The organism is Oceanimonas sp. MB9 (assembly GCF_011319775.1).
GTDB lineage: Bacteria > Pseudomonadota > Gammaproteobacteria > Enterobacterales > Aeromonadaceae > Oceanimonas > Oceanimonas doudoroffii.
The window spans coordinates 736,182-753,811 of the sequence record NZ_VFBE01000009.1 but is presented as its reverse complement, the minus strand read 5'-3'; the positions used below and the strand labels follow the sequence as shown (position 1 = coordinate 753,811).

The following is a 17,630-nucleotide window of genomic DNA, read 5'->3' as shown; positions in this document are numbered from 1 at the left end:
AAAGCATGGACTCCGCCCCTTGAGCTTAGAACTCGAACTTGTAGAACAGATCGATGGCCTGGCTCAGGCCACTGGTGGCCTGCAGGTAGAGCCGGGGCAACAGCTCGTAACGCAGGCGCAGCTCGCCGATGGAAGAAAACACGCCCACGCCGTAACCAATCTGCAGCCCGGGCAGCACATAGGCACTGATGTTGACCGCGGTGCTTTCCCCCGAGCCGCTGGTGTCGAGCACCACGTCCTGAAAGCCCAGGGCCTCGCCCACACCGGACACCAGGCCGCCCACCTTGCCCACACCGGCGCCCAGCAGCATGGACTGCACCAGGGCGTTGCCGTCGGTGCCGTCGCCGCCTTCCAGGCCCCGGCCACGCAACAGCCAGGACAGCTGCTCGGCCTGAGGCATGCCCGGCTCGGAGAACACCTCAAGCTCGGGCTGGGCGGCGCTACCCGAGACCCGCACCCCGACGGTAATGCTGCTGTCGGCCATGGCAGAAGGATTGCGAATGGCTTCCACATTCAGGTTGGGCTGATCCAGCGGGCCGCTGAACAGTATGCTGCCCTCGCGGATCAGCAGGTTCTGGCCATAGGCCTTGAAGCGGCCGTCCACCAGGCGGATTTCACCATTGGCACGCATGCTGCGTCCCGGTGGCTGCACAATGCGCAACTGCCCTTCCAGCCGAGTGTTCAGGCCAAACGCCTTGAGCCGCACGTCCTCCGCCAGCCGCACCCGTACGCGAATGTCCATGGGCAGGGCGGTGCGGGTTTCCGGCACCATGCCGGACGGCTGAATAATGACCACGTCGGAGGACTTCTTCACCGCGCTTTCGGGCAGCTCCTGCACCTCAATGCGTGCCCAGGGGATCAGAATCTCCCCCCGCACCCGCGCCTGCTCGCCCAGGGAGATCTGCAGATCCGGATTAACCCTGACCCGACCGAGGCCGGGGTAGCTGGCTTCCAGCTCGCTGCCCTTGAGCCTGACTTCGCCGCTTACCGGCAGCTGGCTCCAGTCCAGCTCGCCGCTGATATTGAGCGGGCCGTCACCCACCCGCAGGCTGCCATCTATGGTGGCGCGGTTACCCTGCACCGCCAGCCGGGTGGTGAGATCCCGCACCTTCACCATGTCGGCGCTGGTGTCCACCTCACCACCGCTCAGGGTAATGTCGCCATACATCAGCGGCTTGGCCAGGGTGCCGTCCAGGCGGGTCTGTCCGGCCAGGGTGCCCTGCAGCCGGGCGACCTCGGGCAGCAGCGGTGCCAGCCAGTCGAGGCGCAGGCCAACGATGGACAGCTCGCCGCCCAGGGCCCGCCGGCCGGCCAGATCGCTCACCCGGGTATCCAGCCGCAGCCGGCCCAGGGGCTGAGAGTCGAATTCCAGCTCCGCCACCAGGCGATTGTTGACCACCTCGCTCTGCAAACGCAGCCGGTCATAGCCCAGCCGAGTGTCGCCGCTGACAAAGGTGCCCGGCGTGGTGCCGATGCGGGCATTGACCCTGGGGGCCTCGCCCTGCTTCCAGCTGGCATCCAGGCGGCCGTCCAGCACCGCCTCCCAGGCAAAGTCTTCCGGCAGAAACGGCTTGAGCCGGGCCAGGTTGAAGTCGCGAATATCGAGCCCGGCCCGGCCACGTTCACCACTGGCGCTGATCTCATCCAGGCACACGGCGGCGCCGTTGGAACGCCAGCAATGGGCGGCGGCGGTAAACACGCCCTCGGGCTGACGCCAGGCCAGGGCTACCGGCTCCTGCAATTGCCAGGCTTCCAGCGGCGTATTCAGCTCGCCCCGCTGCAGCCGGCCGCGCCAGCCGTCCTTGCCCATGGCGCCGGTCAGCGCCAGATCCAGCGCCAGGGGATCGCCATCGGCGGTCAGGGTCAGGCGGTGGGCATCCTTGTCGCCGTCGGCGTTGAGCGCCAGATCGTCAAAGCGCATCCCGCCGGCATTCAGCCGGACCACGGTCAGGCTCAGCTCGCCAGCGGGGGCCTCGCCCAGGGTCAGCCTGGTGTTAAGCTTCAGGCCACGGGCCTGAGTGTCGTTGAAGCCGGCGCGCTCGCCGGCCAGGCTGGCCCGCACCGCCGGGGCCGCCCGCGGCCCGCTCACATCAAAGTTGCCGGCAATGTCCCCATACAAGCCGGGGGCGTAGACCGCCAGATCCGGTGCCGTCAGCCGGCCATTGAGATCCCAGCGATCATCAATGCGCCCCGACACCGCCAAGCGATTGTTGCCGTTGGTCAGCACCAGATCCTCCACCTGCCCGGCCAGATCCTGGTCAAGTCGTATTTGGCCGGTCAGCGACAACGGATGGTTGCGCAGCACACCCTTGACCTCGGGGCCGGCCTCCAGCCGCCACTGGTTACCGTTCAGGGTAAAGCGGCTGTCGATACGGCCATTGAGGCGACCTTCAAAGCCTTCGGCAAAGGCACCGGGATCCACTTCGTTCAGGGTCAACTCGCCCTGCCAGCGCACGCCGTCGGCCCAGCCGATATCACCGGTGAGTTGAGTTTCGCCCTGAGGCAACACCAGGGTCAGGGGCTCGATGCGGGCCTGTTCCAGATTGCCGCTGGCCGCCAGCTCAATGCCCACCGGTGGCAAATCGGGTCCGCCGGCCTCGGTATTGAGGGTCAGACGATAGTCACGCAGCGCGCCGGTGAGGTTGAGTTTGCCCTGGGTCAGGGTCCACTGGGGCTCCCGCAGCGGCCAGCCCAGCTTTTTCCAGCTGAGCGCCACCTCAAGGGGCAGCTCGGGAAGGAGCGGTTGCGTCTTGATGTCCGCCCGGGCCGTGACCGGGCCCTTGAGCCGCAGCTCGGCGGCCAGGCTGGCCAGGCTGTCATTCAGCTCAAGGGCCAGCTGCTGGCCCTTGAGCTGCCCCTCCATCAGGCCTTCATGCAGGGTGGCACCCAGCTTGGCACTGAGCGGATAGTCACCGGTCAGAGTTACCTCACCGCTCAGATGGGCGTCGGCCAGTTCATGGGCCAACTCCAGCCGGTCAATACGCACTCGGCTGCCCTCGCCTGCCAGCGCCACTGCCAGGCGATGCAGATCCTGAGACTGGCCGCTTTGCACCAGCTTGCTGTCGGTCAGCTCCAGTTGCTCCAGCTTGAGGGGGAACGGCAGCACGATGTCGGGAAGGGTAATGGCCTGCGGTTCAGTCGCGGGCTCAGGCGCCACAACCGGGGCCTCGGTCGGCTCCAGTTCAATCACCAGGCCACTCATTTGCGGACCGGTGATCACCATGCCGTCGTCATTCCAGTGGGCGGCCACCTGCAGGCGTTGCCAGGCAATGCGCTGACCGGGCAGGGTGATGCTGACCCGATCGGCACGAATGTCGTCCAGATCAATCAGTAACGGCGGACTCAGGCTGGTGAGCGGTTCGCTTTCTTCCTTTGGTGCCTGCTCCTCGGGCAGGGTGCGAATCTCCACATCAATGTCGGCGGCGTCCAGCCGGCGCAACCAGAAGCGACCATCCACCAGCTTGCCCAACTGCCAGTCCAGGCTGACCGAGTTGGCGCGAAAGGCGAGCGAGTCCTGCTCGTAGGCCAGCTCCGAAAAGGTCCAGCCACTCAGCAACTGCCCCGACACCAGGTTGCCTTCCAGCCCCGGCACCTGCCGCTTGGCCAGGCCCCACAGCCACTGGTTGCCGGTGTGGGTCAGCAGCAGGGTGGCCAGCACCATGAGCAACAGGCACAGGCCGATCAGGATGGCCAACAGCAGCCGTTTCATTCGCATCATAACTCGGGTCCAAGGGTAAAGTGCAGGCGCCAGGGGGTGTCTTCTTCGCTCACCGCAAAGGCCAGATCAAGGCGCACCGGACCCACCGGCGTCAGCCAGCGCAGACCCAGGCCGGTGCCCAGTTTCCAGTCGTCCTGGTAATCATTGGTGGCGGTACCGCCGTCCACAAAGGTGGCCACCCGCCATTTGGGGGCAAAGCGGTAGTCGTATTCCAGGCTGAGGGCGGTGGCAAACTTGGCGCCCAGACGGTCGCCGTTTTCATCCAGCGGTGTAATGGACTGGTAGCTGTAGCCGCGCACCGTGGTGTCACCACCGGTAAAGAAACGCAGCGAGGGCGGCAGATCTTCCACGTCATCCACCCATACCGCGCCCTGCTCGGCCCGGGCCAGCAACCGGTGATCCTCGGCCAGGGTGCGCAGCCACTTGCTGCGCCCCCACAGCCGCACAAAGCGGGTGGTGGAGCCCCACCAGGGCTCCGACAACTCCAGGCTGACGTTCTGTGCATCACCCCAGTGCGGATCCAGGCCGCCGCGCACGCGGGTGCGGCTGTAACTGAGCCCCGGGATCAGCAGGAAGCTGTCGTCTTCCTGCTCGCCCTGGGTATAGGATTCGTATTCGCTGCGCAGGAATACATCCCGCGTCCAGCCGTTGTCCTGCACCTTCCAGCGGTGCACACCGGCCACCAGACGATCACTCTCGGTGTCGTCCTGATCCAGCCGCTGATAACCGCCCTGTATGGTGTAATACTCTTCCAGTGGATGGCCGCGAGGTATTTTGTAAACCAGGGTCACGTCCTGGGACGGGGCCGATACCTTGAGGCTGGTGGTCAGACTGTGGCCCAGGCTGTTGATCCAGGGCTTGTCCCAGTTGACCGAGACCCGCGGACCTTCGTCGGTGGACACCCCCACACCCAGCTCCACCTCGTTGTCGGCCCGGGCCCGCAGCACCACCGACAGCGGTACCCGTTGCTGGTCGTCGGCTTCCGCCACCTGGGGCAGCACCTCCACCTGCTTGAAATAGCGGGTGGAGGACAGCGAACGGCTCAGCTCCGCCAGTTTGCCGGCCTGGTAGGGATCGCCGGGCTTGATGTCCACCAGCGGGTTCAGCAGCCGGTCCACCGGCCGATCCGAGTCAACCCTGAGCTCGCCAAAACGATAGCGCGGACCCGAGCTGAAGTTCAGCTCGACGTCGGCGGCCTTTTCCCAGGGGTGCACCCGCACCTGACTCTTGTCGTAACCGGCGTCGAAATAGCCCCGCCGCAGCGCCAGGCTGAGCAGGCTGGCCTTGGCCTTTTCGTAGTCATCGTGGTGCAGCACCTCGCCTTCACGAATGCCAAAGTTGGTTTGCAGCTCGGTAAAGGCAGGGTCGGCGGTGGCATCACCCGACAGCGTCAGATCCAGGGTACGAATGCGCACCGGCTCGCCCGGCGTAACCTGTACCCTGACCTCGGTGGAATCGTCCTCGTCCTGGGTCACCTCGATTTGTGGGTTGTAATAGCCCAGCGCCTGCAGGCTGTCGGTCACCGCCGAAATGATTTGTTTGCGAAACCGGGGCAGTTGTTCCACCTCGATGGCAGGCAGCTGATCCAGATAAATTTGCGTGTTGTCTTCGAGCTCACCGTCGAGCCCGCTCAGCTGCAGGCTGATGTCTTCCGCCTGCACACTCAGGCTGAACAGCATCAACGCCACGACACTACAGATTCTCTTGCTCATGATGCTACTCGCTGTTGAAAAGGTTGCCTTGCGCCCGCCGTACCGGCCGCACCGTTTTTTGCGCGGCGCCATCGGCAGCGGGCGCTCGCCGTGGCACACTGCGGGTTTTCCGCAAAAGGAGATCACCATGGTCGATTCCTCTTGCTGCGCCCTGCTGGGCGTGGCCGGCTTCAGCGGCAGCGGCAAAACCACCCTGCTGCGCGCCCTTATTCCCCTGCTGCGCCGGCGCGGCTTGCGCCTGGGTGTGATCAAGCATACCCACCATGACGTGGAGCAGGACACCCCCGGCAAGGACAGTTATGAGCTGCGTCACGCCGGCGCAATGCAGACCGTGCTCGCCGGCCCTCGGCGCAGCATTGTAACCCTGGAGAATGACTCGCCTCACGAGCCCGATTTGTGGGCCTCGCTGGCGCTGCTGAACACGCAGGCCCTCGATCTGGTGCTGGTGGAAGGCTTTCGCGATCAGCCCCTGCCCAAGCTGGAGGTGCACCGCCCCGCCCATGGCCGGCCGCTGTTGTGCCTGCATGATACACACATGCTGGCGGTCGCCACCGATGACGCCAGCCTGGCGGCGCCGGTGCCGCTGCTGGATCTGAACCGCCCCGAGGACATTGCCGATGCTATTGCCCACTGGCGGGAGACCGGCCGGTTAACAACGGGTGCAGGCTGAACGCGCCGCCATCGGGATAGCCGCACATGCGCCGGTAGGCAAAGTAGAGCAGCGGATGCCGGGCCTGGTAATCCTGATGCCGTGAGGCCGCCGGCTCAAATTCCGCCGAGGGCAGAATACGCACCGCCGGTGTGCGTTCGCCGGCCAGGGCCAGCCGGGCACGGCTTTGCCGGGCCCATTTCAGCTGCAGGGCATTACGCACGTAGAGCGCCGGGGTAAATTCCCTGCCCCGGTCGCAATATTGCCCTTCACCGTCGTGTATATCCACCGCCTGCCAGTAGAGGGTGAGCAGATCACCATAGGTGAGCATGGCATCGTTGTAGTGCACCCGCACCACCTGCCGCCGCGCCGTGCCCGGCCCGGACTGCATCCAGCCGGTTTCGACCCGCTCAATGCCGGGGCGGTCGCTGAACAGGGCCTCCATCACCCAGAAACTGCCACCGGCAAACACCGCCTGCTGAGCGCCTTGCGCCAAACATGCCGGCAACCACCACAGCGTCGCCCACAGCCAAACCCGATACATGCGCCGTGCCTCCGCCGGATTGTTGTTTCTCTTATTAGCCAATATGCTAACCGATTGAAACCGGATGAAAACCCCCTTGCGCCCAGGATGGGTGCCACTGTCCGTTTTTGGTACAGCCAAAGAGTTTATTTTTATGCCGGCCCCATGAGGCACCGGTGAAAAGCTAAACTTTTAACAACAGGAGCCTCACCACAAGAAAGAGGCCAAGAGGGTGTTTTTATGGGCGCGATGGACTCCGAACACATTGACCACGGCCTGCCGGCCGATCTGCTGTTGCCCCGGCCTCGCCGCCGGCGCAGACGCTGGCGCTGGTTGCTGTGGCTGCTACTGGGGCTGGTCATGGCGGTGGCTCTGGCCGCCCTGCTTTACGAAATGCGCACCTCGCGACTGCAGTCGCGGGAGCTGTCCCGCTATGCCGCCACCCTTACCTACCGGCTTGAGCCCGGCCCCAGCGCCGCCATGCACTTCCCCTTCCATGGTCCCTTTGATCAGCGCCTGGGCTACACTCGGCTGCCGGAATTACTGACCCGGCTGCAGCAGAATCACTTCGTAATTGAACAGCAGGTGCAGTTCTCCCATGCCCTTGTCAACTACAGCCGGCACGGCTTTTTTGTGCCCTACGCCGAAAAGACCCAGGCCGGACTGCTGCTGAGCGACTGCCGCGCCGAGCCCATTTATGACTACCGCTACCCCCGCCGTCACTACGGCAACTTTGCCGACATTCCGCCATTGGTGGTGGCCACCTTGCTGTTTATCGAAAACCGGGATCTGCTCAGCACCGAACAGCCCCTGGCCAACCCGGCGGTGGACTGGCCGCGCTTCGCCAAGGCCGCGCTGTCTCAGGTGGGCCGCGCCCTGGAGCTGCAGGACGACTCCGCGGGAGGCAGCACCCTGGCCACCCAGATTGAGAAGTTCCGCCACTCCCCCGGCGGCATGACCCCGTCGGCCGGCGAAAAGCTGCGGCAGATGATCTCCGCCAGCGTGCGCGCCTATCAGCAGGGCCCGCACACCCTGACCGCCCGCCAGCAGGTAGCGCTTTCCTACCTGAACTCGGTGCCCCTGGCCGCCGCCCCCGGCCACGGCGAGGTGCATGGCCTGAACGACGGCCTGTGGATCTGGTTTGGCGCCGATCCCGAGCGAGTCAACCTCCTGCTTGACCCCGCCCTGAACAGCGGCCAGCCCCTGGCCGAACAGGGGCTGGCGCTGCGACAGGTTATGGCGCTGATGATTGCCCAGCGCCGGCCGTCCTGGTATCTGTTCGCTGGCCGTGAGCAGCTGGAGACCCTGACCGACAGCCACCTGCGGCTGCAGGCCGGGGCCGGCCTGTTGAGCCCGGCCCTGCGCGACGCAGCCCTGGCGCAACGGCTGCAGTTCCGCCATTTCGGCACCGATCCTGTGCTGCAGCGAGTGGAGAGCAGCAAGCTGCTGCACGTGTCTCGAGGCCGGCTGGCCGGCCTGCTGGGAGTCAGCCTGTATGAGCTGGACCGGCTCGACCTGCAGGCCAGCACCACCCTGAATGCCGAGCTGCAGCGGCAGGTGACCACCTATCTGGAGCGGCTGGCGGATCCGGCCTTTGCGCAGGAAATCGGGCTGTTTGGCGAACGCTTGCTGTCACCGGAGAAAACCGCCGAGGTGCGCTACAGCTTTACCCTGTTTGAACGCAACACCAACAGTTTTGACGTGCGGGTGCAGACCGACAACACCGGCCAGCCCTTTGACATTAACGAAAGCAGCAAGCTGGAGCTTGGCTCCACCGCCAAGCTGCGGGTACTGGCCACCTACCTGGAGGTGGTGGCCGAACTGCACAACCGCTACGGCGGCATGTCCCTCGAGGCGTTGCGCCAGCTCACCCCGGAGCGCAACGATCCCCTGAGCCGCTGGGCCATTGACCACCTGATGCTGAGCCCGGACCGCAGCCTGGCCACCATGTTGCGGGCGGCGCTGGATCGGCGCTATTCCGCCAGCCCCCATGAGCGCTTTTATACCGGCAGCGGCCTGCACACCTTTGCCAACTTTCGCAAGGAAGACAACGGCCGTCGCCCCACCCTCACCGAGGCATTGCGGGAGTCGATCAATCTGCCCTTTATTCGCCTGATGCAGGATCTGGTGCGCTACAGCATTTACCAGAACGAAAACCGGGCTCAACTGCTGGCCGACGACAACGATCCGCGCCGCCGGGAATATCTGAGCCGCTTTGCCGACCGGGAAGGCCGCGTATTTTTACTGCGCTTCTGGCGCAAGTATCAGGGCATGAGCAACGAAGCGCGGCTGAACACCTTCTTTGATGGCCTGCGCCCGATGCGCAGTCGGCTGGCGGCGGCGCACCGCTATCTGCTGCCCGAGGCCAGCCTCGACGAGTTTGCGCGGTTTTTGCGTACCCGACTGTTTCTGGACGGTGGCCTGAGCAACAAGCGTATCGCCTCGCTTTATGACCAGCACGGTCCGGGGGCCTGGAGCCTGCCAGATCAGGGTTATATTGCGCGGGTACATCCGCTGGAACTGTGGCTGCTGGGTTACCTGCGCCAACATCCCGAGGCCAGTTTTGGCGAGGTGGCCGATGCCAGCACCGCCGAACGCCAGGAAGTGTATGGCTGGTTGTTCAAAACCCGCCACCGCAGCGCTCGGGACAACCGGCTGCGCATCATGCTGGAAGTGGAGGCGTTCTCGGATCTGCACCAGCGCTGGCAGCAACTGGGCTTTCCCTTTGGCCACCTGGTGCCGTCGCTGGCCACCGCCATCGGCAGCTCGGGCGATCAGCCCGCCGCCCTGGCAGAGCTGGTGGGCATTATTCTCAACGAAGGAGTCCGCCTGCCGGTGGTACGTATCGATCAACTGCACTTTGCCAGCCAGACTCCCTATGAGGTGCGCCTGGGGCGCAATGCCAGCCGGGCCCAGCGAGTGATGGAGAAGGAAGTGGCGGCGGCCCTTCGGGAAGCCCTGTCACAGGTGGTGGATGGCGGCACCGCCCGCCGGCTGCAGGGCAGCTTTGCCCTGCCCGACGGCACCCCCCTGGTGCTGGGGGGCAAAACCGGCACCGGCGACAACCGTATTGAAACCGTGACCCGTTATGGTCATGTGATCAAATCGCAGGCCCGCAACCGCACCGCCACCTTTGTGTTCTTTCTGGGTGAGCGACACTTTGGCACCCTCACCGCCTATGTGCCCGGCAAGCAGTCTGACCATTTCAGCTTTACCTCGGCGCTGCCGGTGCAGGTGCTGAAAGGCATGGAGCCGCTGCTGCGCCCCTACCTGCAACCCGGCGGCCACAGCCGTTGCCAGCAGCAGTTTGCCGCTCGACCCGAGCCGGTGCGGGAGGATGGGTGATAGCTGACACGCCAGAGGTTAGATGTAAAACGTAAAGCGTATAAGGCGTAAATGTTTAGGACTTGCCGCCGGCCGCCCCCGAAGGCGTGTTCGGTGGCATCACCGGCTGGCCCAGGGTGCGACGCCACAACCAGCCAAACTGCGCCCGGTTATGGCCTTCACTGAACTGACGCGGCACCGCCAGGGGCTGCCACTCGCCCTGCCCATCTCGTTTCGCCACCACAAAGTTGAACACATAGCCCGGCTCCTGGCCCATGCGCAGGTCGGTTATCACCAGCTCACTACCTTGCTCGCGCATCCTGAAAAACCCCTTGGTAAACCAGGCCATGCGCGCTACATGAGGGTGATCCTGCCATTGCCGGTACAGCGCACGGCCGCCGTCGTGCCGCGTGAAGGGCGTGGGCTCCCGATCCAGCAGCGACAAATGCCCTTCCACATAGCCGTTCGGCGTGATCGCCAGCACCCGCCATAACAGGGTATTGAGGGGCGCCGGGGTCACCAGCAACCGCTCGGCGTGAATGCCCTGCTGCACCAGCAACTGCTCCGCGCGTAGTCCCGCCTGCCACTGGGCTACCAGGCTCCAGCCCAGATACAGGGTACTCACCCACAACCCCAGCCGATTGGCCCTGATGCCGCGCTCTCCCCGTCGCCGCAGCGCCAGCCAAAGCCCCATCAGCAGCGGCAGGGTATAAAGCGGATCGATAATAAACACACTGCCCACCCCAAAGGGGTATTCGGTCAGGGGCTGGCCCAGCTGGGTGCCGTAGATGGTCATGAAATCGATGCCCACATGGGTCATGAAAATCAACCAGATGGCCAGTGTCCAGCGGCGCCAGTGCGCCTGCCGCCCCAGCAGCCAGCCAAATAGAGGAGCAAACAGCGTGAGATAAAGCAGGCCATGACTGGCCCCCCTGTGTTTGGTCATGTTGCTGATCGGATCGCCATAGTCGATGATCACATCCAGATCCGGCAGGGTGCCAAACACCGCACCGGCCAGCGCCGCCCTGACAATGCCGACCCGCCGCCCCATCACCGCCACCCCTACAGCGGCCCCCAATGCCAGTTGAGAAACTGAGTCCATGCCACCTCACGGTAAAAAATTCAGCAATAACCATACAGTCTGATAGCATGTGAGTCCTTGATTTTTCAGCCCTCACCGCCATGCAACCCATTAACCGCTTAATAGTGCCTGCCATTGCGCCCCTGGCCAACCCCGAACTTGAACGGCAGTTGCAACACCGGGTGGACAACAAAACCAAACCCCCCGGCGCCCTGGGGGCACTGGAAACCCTCGCCATTCGACTGGGGCTGATACTGCAAAGCCCCACACCGTGCATCAGCCAGCCTCAGGTGCTGGTATTTGCCGCCGATCACGGCCTGCTGGCGGAAGGAGTGTCGGCCTTTCCCGCCGAAGTCACGCCCCAGATGGTGCACAACTTTCTGCAAGGCGGCGCCGCCATCAATGTGTTTGCCCGCCAGCATAACCTGTCGCTGCGGGTAGTGGACGCCGGCGTGAACGCCGATTTTACCCCGCACCCCAGCCTGATTGACCGCAAGGTGCGCAAGGGTACCCGCAACGCCCTGCATGAGCCGGCCATGACCCCGGCCGAATGCCAGCAAGCGCTGCAGGCGGGCATGGCGCTGGTACGTGAATTGCCCGGCAACCTGCTGCTGCTGGGGGAAATGGGCATTGGCAACACCTCCGCCGCCAGCCTGCTGCTGGCCCGGCTGGGTGAACTGCCGGTGGCCGAGTGCACCGGCCGCGGCACCGGGCTGGATGACAACGGCCTGAGTCATAAGACGCGCGTGCTGCAGGCGGTGCTGGCTCGCCACGCCGATGCACAAACGCCGCTCGACGTCCTGGCGGCACTGGGCGGGCTGGAAATTGCCATGATGGCCGGCGCCCTGATACAGGGAGCCAGCGAACGGCGCATTCTGCTGATGGACGGCTTTATTGCCGGCGTGGCCCTGCTGGTGGCAGAGCGGCTGGCGCCGGGCACTCGGGAGTATGGGGTGTTTGGCCATGCCTCGGCCGAGCCCGGCCACCGCCACCTGCTGCGGCTGCTCGACGCCGCCCCCCTGCTCGATCTGAACCTGCGCCTGGGTGAAGGCAGCGGTGCGGCCCTGGCCTATCCGCTGTTGCAGTCGGCCTGCGCCTTCATCAGCGAGATGGCCAGCTTCGCCGACGCCGGCGTCAGCGGAGCCAGCGCATGAAGCACGAGCTGACCCTGCTGCTGGTGGCCACCCAGTTTCTGACCCGCTTGCCGTTGCCAGCACTGCGCCACTTTGATCCGGACTGGCTGCATCAGAGCAGCCGCCACTTTCCCGCGGTGGGGCTGCTGGTGGGTGGCCTGTGCGCCCTTGCCTTTGGCCTGGGTGAACTCGCCTTTGGTCCGCTGACGGCGGCGGTGCTGGCCACAATGCTGGGCGTTTACATTACCGGCGCCTTTCATGAAGACGGCCTGGCCGACACCTGTGACGGCCTGGGCGGCGGCATGAGCAGAGAACGGGCGCTGACCATCATGAAAGACTCACGCCTGGGCACCTTTGGCACCCTGGGACTGGCGCTGGCGCTGCTGCTGAAAATTTCCCTGCTGGCCAGCCTGGACACAGCGGCGGCCATGGCGGCGCTGGTGCTGGCCCACGGTGGCTCGCGACTGGCCTGCATCAGCCTGATCGCCCTGCTGCCCTATGGCGGTGATATTGAACACGCCAAGGCCAAGCCCATGGCCCAGCGCCTTACTCACCGCCAGTGGTGGCTGGCCGGCCTGTGGTTGCTGCCAGCGGTGGCGCTGCTGTGGCCGCTGTTCAGCCCCGGACACTGGCTGCTTGCCGTGGTGCTGGCGGGGCTGGCCAGCTGGCATATGTACCGGCTGCTGAAGCGCCGGCTGGAGGGGTATACCGGTGACGGCCTGGGCGCCACCCAGCAGCTGGCAGAAATTGCCATTTATGCCGGGCTGGCGGCCCGGTTATGAGCCTTTACATCTGGCGCCATCCCAAACCGATAAAGGTGCAGGGCATTTGCCTGGGCCGTACCGATGCCCCGGTGGATGCACGCAAACTGCGCCGGCTGGCCAACCAGATTCAGGGCTTTGCCCGTTGCCATCGGCTGCCAAAGGTCATTCACACCAGTCCGCTACAACGCTCGGCCGAAGTGGGCCGGCTGCTGGCGAAACGGGGCTGGCAATGGCGCGTGGTGGCCGAATTGCAGGAGATGGATTTTGGCCACTGGGACGGTCGCCCCTGGGCAAGCATAGACCGGGAAGAAATGGACGCCTGGTGCGCCGACTTTACCGGCTATGCCCCGGGCGGCGGCGAAAGCCTGCAGGCGTTCTTTGCCCGGATAAACAGGTGGCTTAACGCCCTGCCCGAGGAGCCGGTGCTGGCGGTGGGACACGCCGGCTGGATTAACGCGGCGCGCCTGCTGGCCTCTGGCCGGGGCATGCCCACTCAGGCCGAAGACTGGCCACCGGCGGTGCGCTACCGGCAGCGGGTGGTTATTTCAGCAGCTCCAGCCGAACCGGCGCCACGCCGGATCTGATCATGCCAATCTCCCGGGCCGCCTGCTCGGACAGATCGATCACCCGGCGCTTGGCATAAGGCCCGCGATCATTGATGCGCACCACCACGGAGCGCTGGTTGCGCAGGTTGGTGACCCGCACCTTGGAGCCGAACGGCAGGGTTTTGTGGGCGGCGGTCAGGGCGTTCTTGTTAAAACGCTCGCCACTGGCGGTTTTCCGGCCGTGATGCCGCGCGCCGTAATAAGACGCCTGCCCCTCGTTCAGAAACACCGTCTCCCGCTCCGGTGCCGGCAGCACACTCACATCGGGCCGCGAGCCACAGGCCGATAGCCCAAACAAGACAAAAAAACAGCAATAGCGCATTAATGCACTCATGACCACTCCGCCACGTTGATTATTGCATTTCCAACCAGGCGATCAGCGCCACTGCCTCTTCGGCGGAGCGCACCGTCAGTTTGGGAATGCAGCAAATACCCAGCCCGGCGGCAAAGTGGCGCAGGCTGGCGTTGAGTTCCGGCAGGCATACTAGCCCTGGCAGCGGCCGCCAGTACAGCCCTTCACCTTCGCCCTGCGACAAAACGTGCACTCGGCCGGTGCCGTCAATCAGCCGGTCACCGGCATGCCAGTGATGTTCACCGAGCTCCCCTTCGTCCGCAATGTGAATAAAATCATGGGTATCGGAGCAGTGAGCAATGGCGGGAAAGTAGCAGTTCATGGGCAGGATACGCAGCAAAAGAAACACTATATCAGGCAGGAAAGTGCAGAAAAAGGCAGGCCACGTGGACGCACTCCCCGCTTGACTTCATCATCGCTAAATAGCGAAGGGCTCGTAAGCGATTACGACGACCGAACTTAAATAATTATGGCATGGCTGGCTTCACTGTACCCCTTGGAGCTAAGCACAACAAACTAGCTGTGCGGCAGCGAACAGACCAAAGAGAAATCCTTCGCCCACCGGCTTTTTCTGAGCTGCCTGTGCGGCAGCGAACGACTGGTAGCGGAACTTACCGCCCACCACGTTTTTCTGAGCTGCCTGTGCGGCAGCGAACTCCAGGTAGCGTTGATCGCCGGTGGCGCGATATTTCTGAGCTGCCTGTGCGGCAGCGAACGACATCTGGCCCCGCGCCTTTCTGGGTGACCATTTCTGAGCTGCCTGTGCGGCAGCGAACACCAACGGCGCCGAACAGGGCGAAAAGAGCAATTTCTGAGCTGCCTGTGCGGCAGCGAACGAAGACGACGACACCGGCGCCCTCACCAGTCATTTCTGAGCTGCCTGTGCGGCAGCGAACTTCGGCGTGGTGGCCGTACCGGTGAACGGCAATTTCTGAGCTGCCTGTGCGGCAGCGAACGACAAGCATGTTCGTGATCGCACTAGGGTTAATTTCTGAGCTGCCTGTGCGGCAGCGAACAAGTGGAGCTGCCCTGGCAAGCGCCCCAACGATTTCTGAGCTGCCTGTGCGGCAGCGAACTGCGGGTCGCCAAGTATCGTTCACGGGGGCAATTTCTGAGCTGCCTGTGCGGCAGCGAACGTATCGACCCGTGACAACGACTTTTCCGGTGATTTCTGAGCTGCCTGTGCGGCAGCGAACGGTGATGCGATAGGCCGGCGCCGGCTGCTCCGTTTCTGAGCTGCCTGTGCGGCAGCGAACTTCCTTCATTGGGGGCCGGTTCCCCGGCCCGTTTTCTGAGCTGCCTGTGCGGCAGCGAACTGGAAAGGTGAACGCGAAGAAAGCTCTGTATCTTTCTGAGCTGCCTGTGCGGCAGCGAACGCATCGAGCGTCGTTGCTGCCGTCACTGCTACTTTCTGAGCTGCCTGTGCGGCAGCGAACGTTTTGTTCGTGCTCAGGATATGCAGTGCCTTTTTCTGAGCTGCCTGTGCGGCAGCGAACAGGGCCGTCAGCCGCTTCTGCTTTCCTTTCTTTTTCTGAGCTGCCTGTGCGGCAGCGAACGGCACCGAGCGCCGTACCCGCACCGACTTCAATTTCTGAGCTGCCTGTGCGGCAGCGAACACTCGCATGCTGGAACGCATCTGCTATTACCATTTCTGAGCTGCCTGTGCGGCAGCGAACGACGCCGATCTGTACCTACGCAACATTGAGCGTTTCTGAGCTGCCTGTGCGGCAGCGAACGCGCGACCGGCGTTCTGCAGCAGCTGGGCACCTTTCTGAGCTGCCTGTGCGGCAGCGAACGGTTATGCGCCGGGCCAGAATCCGGGACAAGTTTTCTGAGCTGCCTGTGCGGCAGCGAACACCAGATCGTAAAAAATCCACGCCGGGTTATCTTTCTGAGCTGCCTGTGCGGCAGCGAACGAGCTGATTGCTGCCGCAGTATCACCCGGAATTTTCTGAGCTGCCTGTGCGGCAGCGAACAAGTACCGCGCTGGCGGCTTTAACGATCTGGTTTTCTGAGCTGCCTGTGCGGCAGCGAACTAGACACTAAAAACTGTAACGTCCTGATTGTTAAAGAACAAGGTCTATAAATCACCCTTTGCCCCTTTTATTCTGGGGCAAAGTAAGTGATTGATTTAGTTAAGTTAGTTTTTTAGCCAGAAAAAAGGGTCAGAACCAGGGCACGGTTGCCTTAGAGCTTAACCCATAGCTGCTGAAGGTTGCTTTTTGAGGCTGAGCCAACAACTTTCCCTGCTCAATAAACAAGTGAAAGTTCTGTCCGGTACTCTGGCTGCGCAATTGCACATAAGGTAGCTCCGGTGAACGTTCTACATGACGGGGAATAGCCTCAGCTGCTTGCTCATAAGTTTCACCTTTGCGTTTCATTCGGCGACGGCGCAAACGCTCACTGCTGGTTTTAAACTGCCGCCGTGACACGGTTCGGAACTGAGCATTATTCGGCACAGGTAACATCTTCGTGCATTGCACATGATCGCTCATGCCTTTCAGCCAGTGCTGCTCCATCAGAACTGACAGCGCCTGCTTTGTACCATGCAACCGAAGTCGCTCCCCCAGACCTCGGGGAGCAAGACTGTAATCCGGAAAACTGAGGCCGATGTTATCGGCTTTCAGTTCAGCCAACGCACGGTGCAACTTTCCAAACAGGGCACCCATCAAAAAATACTGCGAAAACTCAGGATCCGGCAGCAACCTGATTTCAAGATAGGTATCCATGTTAACCCGCCTCCCCGAACACCCCGCCACGGATAAGAGTGGCCATGACAAAGTGCTGATCACCTTCTGCCGGTACCTTGTCCTTCAGCACCCAGTTATCCAGCAGGTTATAAAAGTCGGCTTTGGCCTTGGGCTGACGATAGGCTTTGCCTTGAGTGGTAACCGAGCCATAAGGTTCAACGGCAATAGGGCCCAGCAGCACATTTTCATCCTGCGGATACCAGGTGTCGATGGTACGCAACGCATTGCCGATTTTCTGGGAATGAATACCGGCAATACTTTGCACCTGATAAAGAGTACGACTTTTGTCACTCTTGCCTTTATCAAGGATCAGCTCCTGGGACGGAAACACTTCCTGGCCGGCACCCAGACGGGAAAAAGCGGTCACTTCCAGTAATACATGTTGCTCATTGGCCAGACCCAGCTCAATCTGCTGCGCCAGCTGCTGTAAACCAGCGGGGTTATTGCCTGCTTCATCAAAGTTGCGCAGAGAGTAACTGTGAGCATCAAAATTCCATACCTGCTCATGCTTACCCTGTTTAAGTCTGGCGACTTGCACTTCTACCTGTTCTGCTCCAACCCGGTTACGCCACAGAAACCGGCCATTAGCGAGGTTGCAGGCGTAACGTTGTGCCAGCGGCGCAAAACCATGTTGCTGCACATACTCCTTAATCACCTCGGTCAGCTTGTGCTGATAATCTGCATTGTTACAGGCGGATGGAATACCGGCTCCCGCCAATACACGCAGCGTGAATTTCACCATCAGGGTGTCAGCATTTGCGGGCAGAGTCGCCACATCCACGGTCTGAAGGTTGGGGTTTTCAATGGCCGCATCCAGCTTGGCCGGATCCTGATCTTTGGTCTTCAAGCGGTTGGAAATGGTGCCGCGTACGGACTTTTCACGTACTTCCACCGGCTGCCAGTCGTTCGCCTGCTGTCGCTCTTCCCAGTTGCCCGCAAACATCAGCGCATCGGACACATCCAGCTTGCGCTCAAACGCCAGTACGGATGCAGTTTTCAAAGTATCTTGCTTGGCCATG

13 protein-coding genes and 1 CRISPR repeat array are annotated in these 17,630 nt (G+C 62.8%); of the genes, 5 read left to right on the top strand and 8 right to left on the bottom strand.

Going from position 1 to position 17,630, the window contains the following annotated elements:
- Positions 1-25: 25 nt before the first annotated feature.
- Together OJHNALOF_RS14850 and OJHNALOF_RS14845 are read right to left on the bottom strand one after the other, a co-directional pair.
- Positions 26-3,718: a translocation/assembly module TamB domain-containing protein gene (locus OJHNALOF_RS14850; RefSeq protein WP_240919743.1), complete on the bottom strand. Its 3,693-nt coding sequence runs from the start codon at positions 3,716-3,718 to the stop codon at positions 26-28.
- The gene (locus tag OJHNALOF_RS14845) at positions 3,715-5,430 is read right to left on the bottom strand and encodes an autotransporter assembly complex family protein (RefSeq protein ID WP_094199150.1); all 1,716 of its coding nucleotides are present in this window, start codon (positions 5,428-5,430) and stop codon (positions 3,715-3,717) included. Before OJHNALOF_RS14845 ends, OJHNALOF_RS14850 begins: the two co-directional genes overlap by 4 nt.
- A gap of 127 nt (positions 5,431-5,557) precedes the next feature.
- Here OJHNALOF_RS14845 and mobB point away from each other — a divergent pair, with 127 nt between their 5' ends.
- Entirely contained in the window at positions 5,558-6,100 is a 543-nt protein-coding gene (mobB, locus tag OJHNALOF_RS14840; RefSeq protein WP_206063719.1) for a molybdopterin-guanine dinucleotide biosynthesis protein B, read from the top strand.
- Here the strand turns inward: mobB and OJHNALOF_RS14835 are convergent.
- Positions 6,051-6,623 carry a peptide-methionine (S)-S-oxide reductase gene (locus tag OJHNALOF_RS14835; RefSeq protein WP_165662491.1) on the bottom strand — a complete coding sequence of 191 codons (573 nt, stop codon included), beginning with the start codon at positions 6,621-6,623 and terminating at the stop codon, positions 6,051-6,053. The genes mobB and OJHNALOF_RS14835 overlap by 50 nt on opposite strands.
- Positions 6,624-6,851: 228 nt before the next feature.
- Here OJHNALOF_RS14835 and OJHNALOF_RS14830 point away from each other — a divergent pair, with 228 nt between their 5' ends.
- Complete coding sequence (locus tag OJHNALOF_RS14830; RefSeq protein ID WP_165662607.1) at positions 6,852-9,947, top strand: transglycosylase domain-containing protein; 3,096 nt, start codon at positions 6,852-6,854, stop codon at positions 9,945-9,947.
- Positions 9,948-10,002: 55 nt separating this feature from the next.
- Here the strand turns inward: OJHNALOF_RS14830 and OJHNALOF_RS14825 are convergent, their stop codons facing one another.
- The gene (locus OJHNALOF_RS14825; protein ID WP_165662490.1) at positions 10,003-11,028 is read right to left on the bottom strand and encodes a metal-dependent hydrolase; all 1,026 of its coding nucleotides are present in this window, start codon (positions 11,026-11,028) and stop codon (positions 10,003-10,005) included.
- An 80-nt stretch (positions 11,029-11,108) separates the two neighbouring features.
- Between OJHNALOF_RS14825 and cobT the strand changes: the two genes are divergently transcribed.
- Genes cobT through OJHNALOF_RS14810 form a run of 3 tightly spaced genes read left to right on the top strand, consistent with a single transcriptional unit; the run spans position 11,109 to position 13,488 of the window.
- The gene (gene cobT / locus OJHNALOF_RS14820) at positions 11,109-12,161 is read left to right on the top strand and encodes a nicotinate-nucleotide--dimethylbenzimidazole phosphoribosyltransferase (RefSeq protein WP_165662489.1); all 1,053 of its coding nucleotides are present in this window, start codon (positions 11,109-11,111) and stop codon (positions 12,159-12,161) included.
- Complete coding sequence (cobS, locus tag OJHNALOF_RS14815) at positions 12,158-12,922, top strand: adenosylcobinamide-GDP ribazoletransferase (protein WP_165662488.1); 765 nt, start codon at positions 12,158-12,160, stop codon at positions 12,920-12,922. Before cobT ends, cobS begins: the two co-directional genes overlap by 4 nt.
- Positions 12,919-13,488 carry a histidine phosphatase family protein gene (locus OJHNALOF_RS14810; RefSeq protein WP_165662487.1) on the top strand — a complete coding sequence of 190 codons (570 nt, stop codon included), beginning with the start codon at positions 12,919-12,921 and terminating at the stop codon, positions 13,486-13,488. Before cobS ends, OJHNALOF_RS14810 begins: the two co-directional genes overlap by 4 nt.
- Here the strand turns inward: OJHNALOF_RS14810 and OJHNALOF_RS14805 are convergent.
- The 4 genes from OJHNALOF_RS14805 to csy3 form a co-directional block, all read right to left on the bottom strand.
- Complete coding sequence (locus OJHNALOF_RS14805) at positions 13,445-13,843, bottom strand: septal ring lytic transglycosylase RlpA family protein (RefSeq protein WP_165662486.1); 399 nt, start codon at positions 13,841-13,843, stop codon at positions 13,445-13,447. The two genes, OJHNALOF_RS14810 and OJHNALOF_RS14805, sit on opposite strands and share 44 nt — an antisense overlap.
- 19 nt (positions 13,844-13,862) lie before the next feature.
- On the bottom strand, positions 13,863-14,201 hold the full coding sequence (locus OJHNALOF_RS14800) for a DUF4144 domain-containing protein (protein WP_240919742.1): 339 nt from the start codon (positions 14,199-14,201) through the stop codon (positions 13,863-13,865).
- A 168-nt stretch (positions 14,202-14,369) separates the two neighbouring features.
- A CRISPR array of direct repeats spans positions 14,370-15,897; the repeat unit is 28 nt; unit sequence TTTCTGAGCTGCCTGTGCGGCAGCGAAC.
- A 129-nt stretch (positions 15,898-16,026) separates the two neighbouring features.
- A complete protein-coding gene (gene cas6f / locus OJHNALOF_RS14795) occupies positions 16,027-16,590 on the bottom strand; it encodes a type I-F CRISPR-associated endoribonuclease Cas6/Csy4 (protein WP_165662485.1) in 564 nt (187 codons plus the stop codon).
- 1 nt (position 16,591) lies between these two features.
- Positions 16,592-17,629: a type I-F CRISPR-associated protein Csy3 gene (gene csy3 / locus OJHNALOF_RS14790; protein ID WP_165662484.1), complete on the bottom strand. Its 1,038-nt coding sequence runs from the start codon at positions 17,627-17,629 to the stop codon at positions 16,592-16,594.
- Position 17,630: the final 1 nt, after the last annotated feature.

Excerpts from the sequence above, each read along its gene's own strand:
- csy3 (WP_165662484.1), bottom strand. The coding sequence starts at position 17,629 with ATGGCCAAGCAAGATACTTTGAAAACTGCATCCGTACTGGCGTTTGAG.
- OJHNALOF_RS14805 (WP_165662486.1), bottom strand. The coding sequence starts at position 13,843 with ATGAGTGCATTAATGCGCTATTGCTGTTTTTTTGTCTTGTTTGGGCTA.
- OJHNALOF_RS14850 (WP_240919743.1), bottom strand. The coding sequence starts at position 3,718 with ATGATGCGAATGAAACGGCTGCTGTTGGCCATCCTGATCGGCCTGTGC.
- cobT (WP_165662489.1), top strand. The coding sequence starts at position 11,109 with ATGCAACCCATTAACCGCTTAATAGTGCCTGCCATTGCGCCCCTGGCC.
- mobB (WP_206063719.1), top strand. The coding sequence starts at position 5,558 with ATGGTCGATTCCTCTTGCTGCGCCCTGCTGGGCGTGGCCGGCTTCAGC.
- cas6f (WP_165662485.1), bottom strand. The coding sequence starts at position 16,590 with ATGGATACCTATCTTGAAATCAGGTTGCTGCCGGATCCTGAGTTTTCG.
- OJHNALOF_RS14830 (WP_165662607.1), top strand. The coding sequence starts at position 6,852 with ATGGACTCCGAACACATTGACCACGGCCTGCCGGCCGATCTGCTGTTG.
- OJHNALOF_RS14810 (WP_165662487.1), top strand. The coding sequence starts at position 12,919 with ATGAGCCTTTACATCTGGCGCCATCCCAAACCGATAAAGGTGCAGGGC.
- cobS (WP_165662488.1), top strand. The coding sequence starts at position 12,158 with ATGAAGCACGAGCTGACCCTGCTGCTGGTGGCCACCCAGTTTCTGACC.
- OJHNALOF_RS14845 (WP_094199150.1), bottom strand. The coding sequence starts at position 5,430 with ATGAGCAAGAGAATCTGTAGTGTCGTGGCGTTGATGCTGTTCAGCCTG.
- OJHNALOF_RS14825 (WP_165662490.1), bottom strand. The coding sequence starts at position 11,028 with ATGGACTCAGTTTCTCAACTGGCATTGGGGGCCGCTGTAGGGGTGGCG.
- OJHNALOF_RS14835 (WP_165662491.1), bottom strand. The coding sequence starts at position 6,623 with ATGTATCGGGTTTGGCTGTGGGCGACGCTGTGGTGGTTGCCGGCATGT.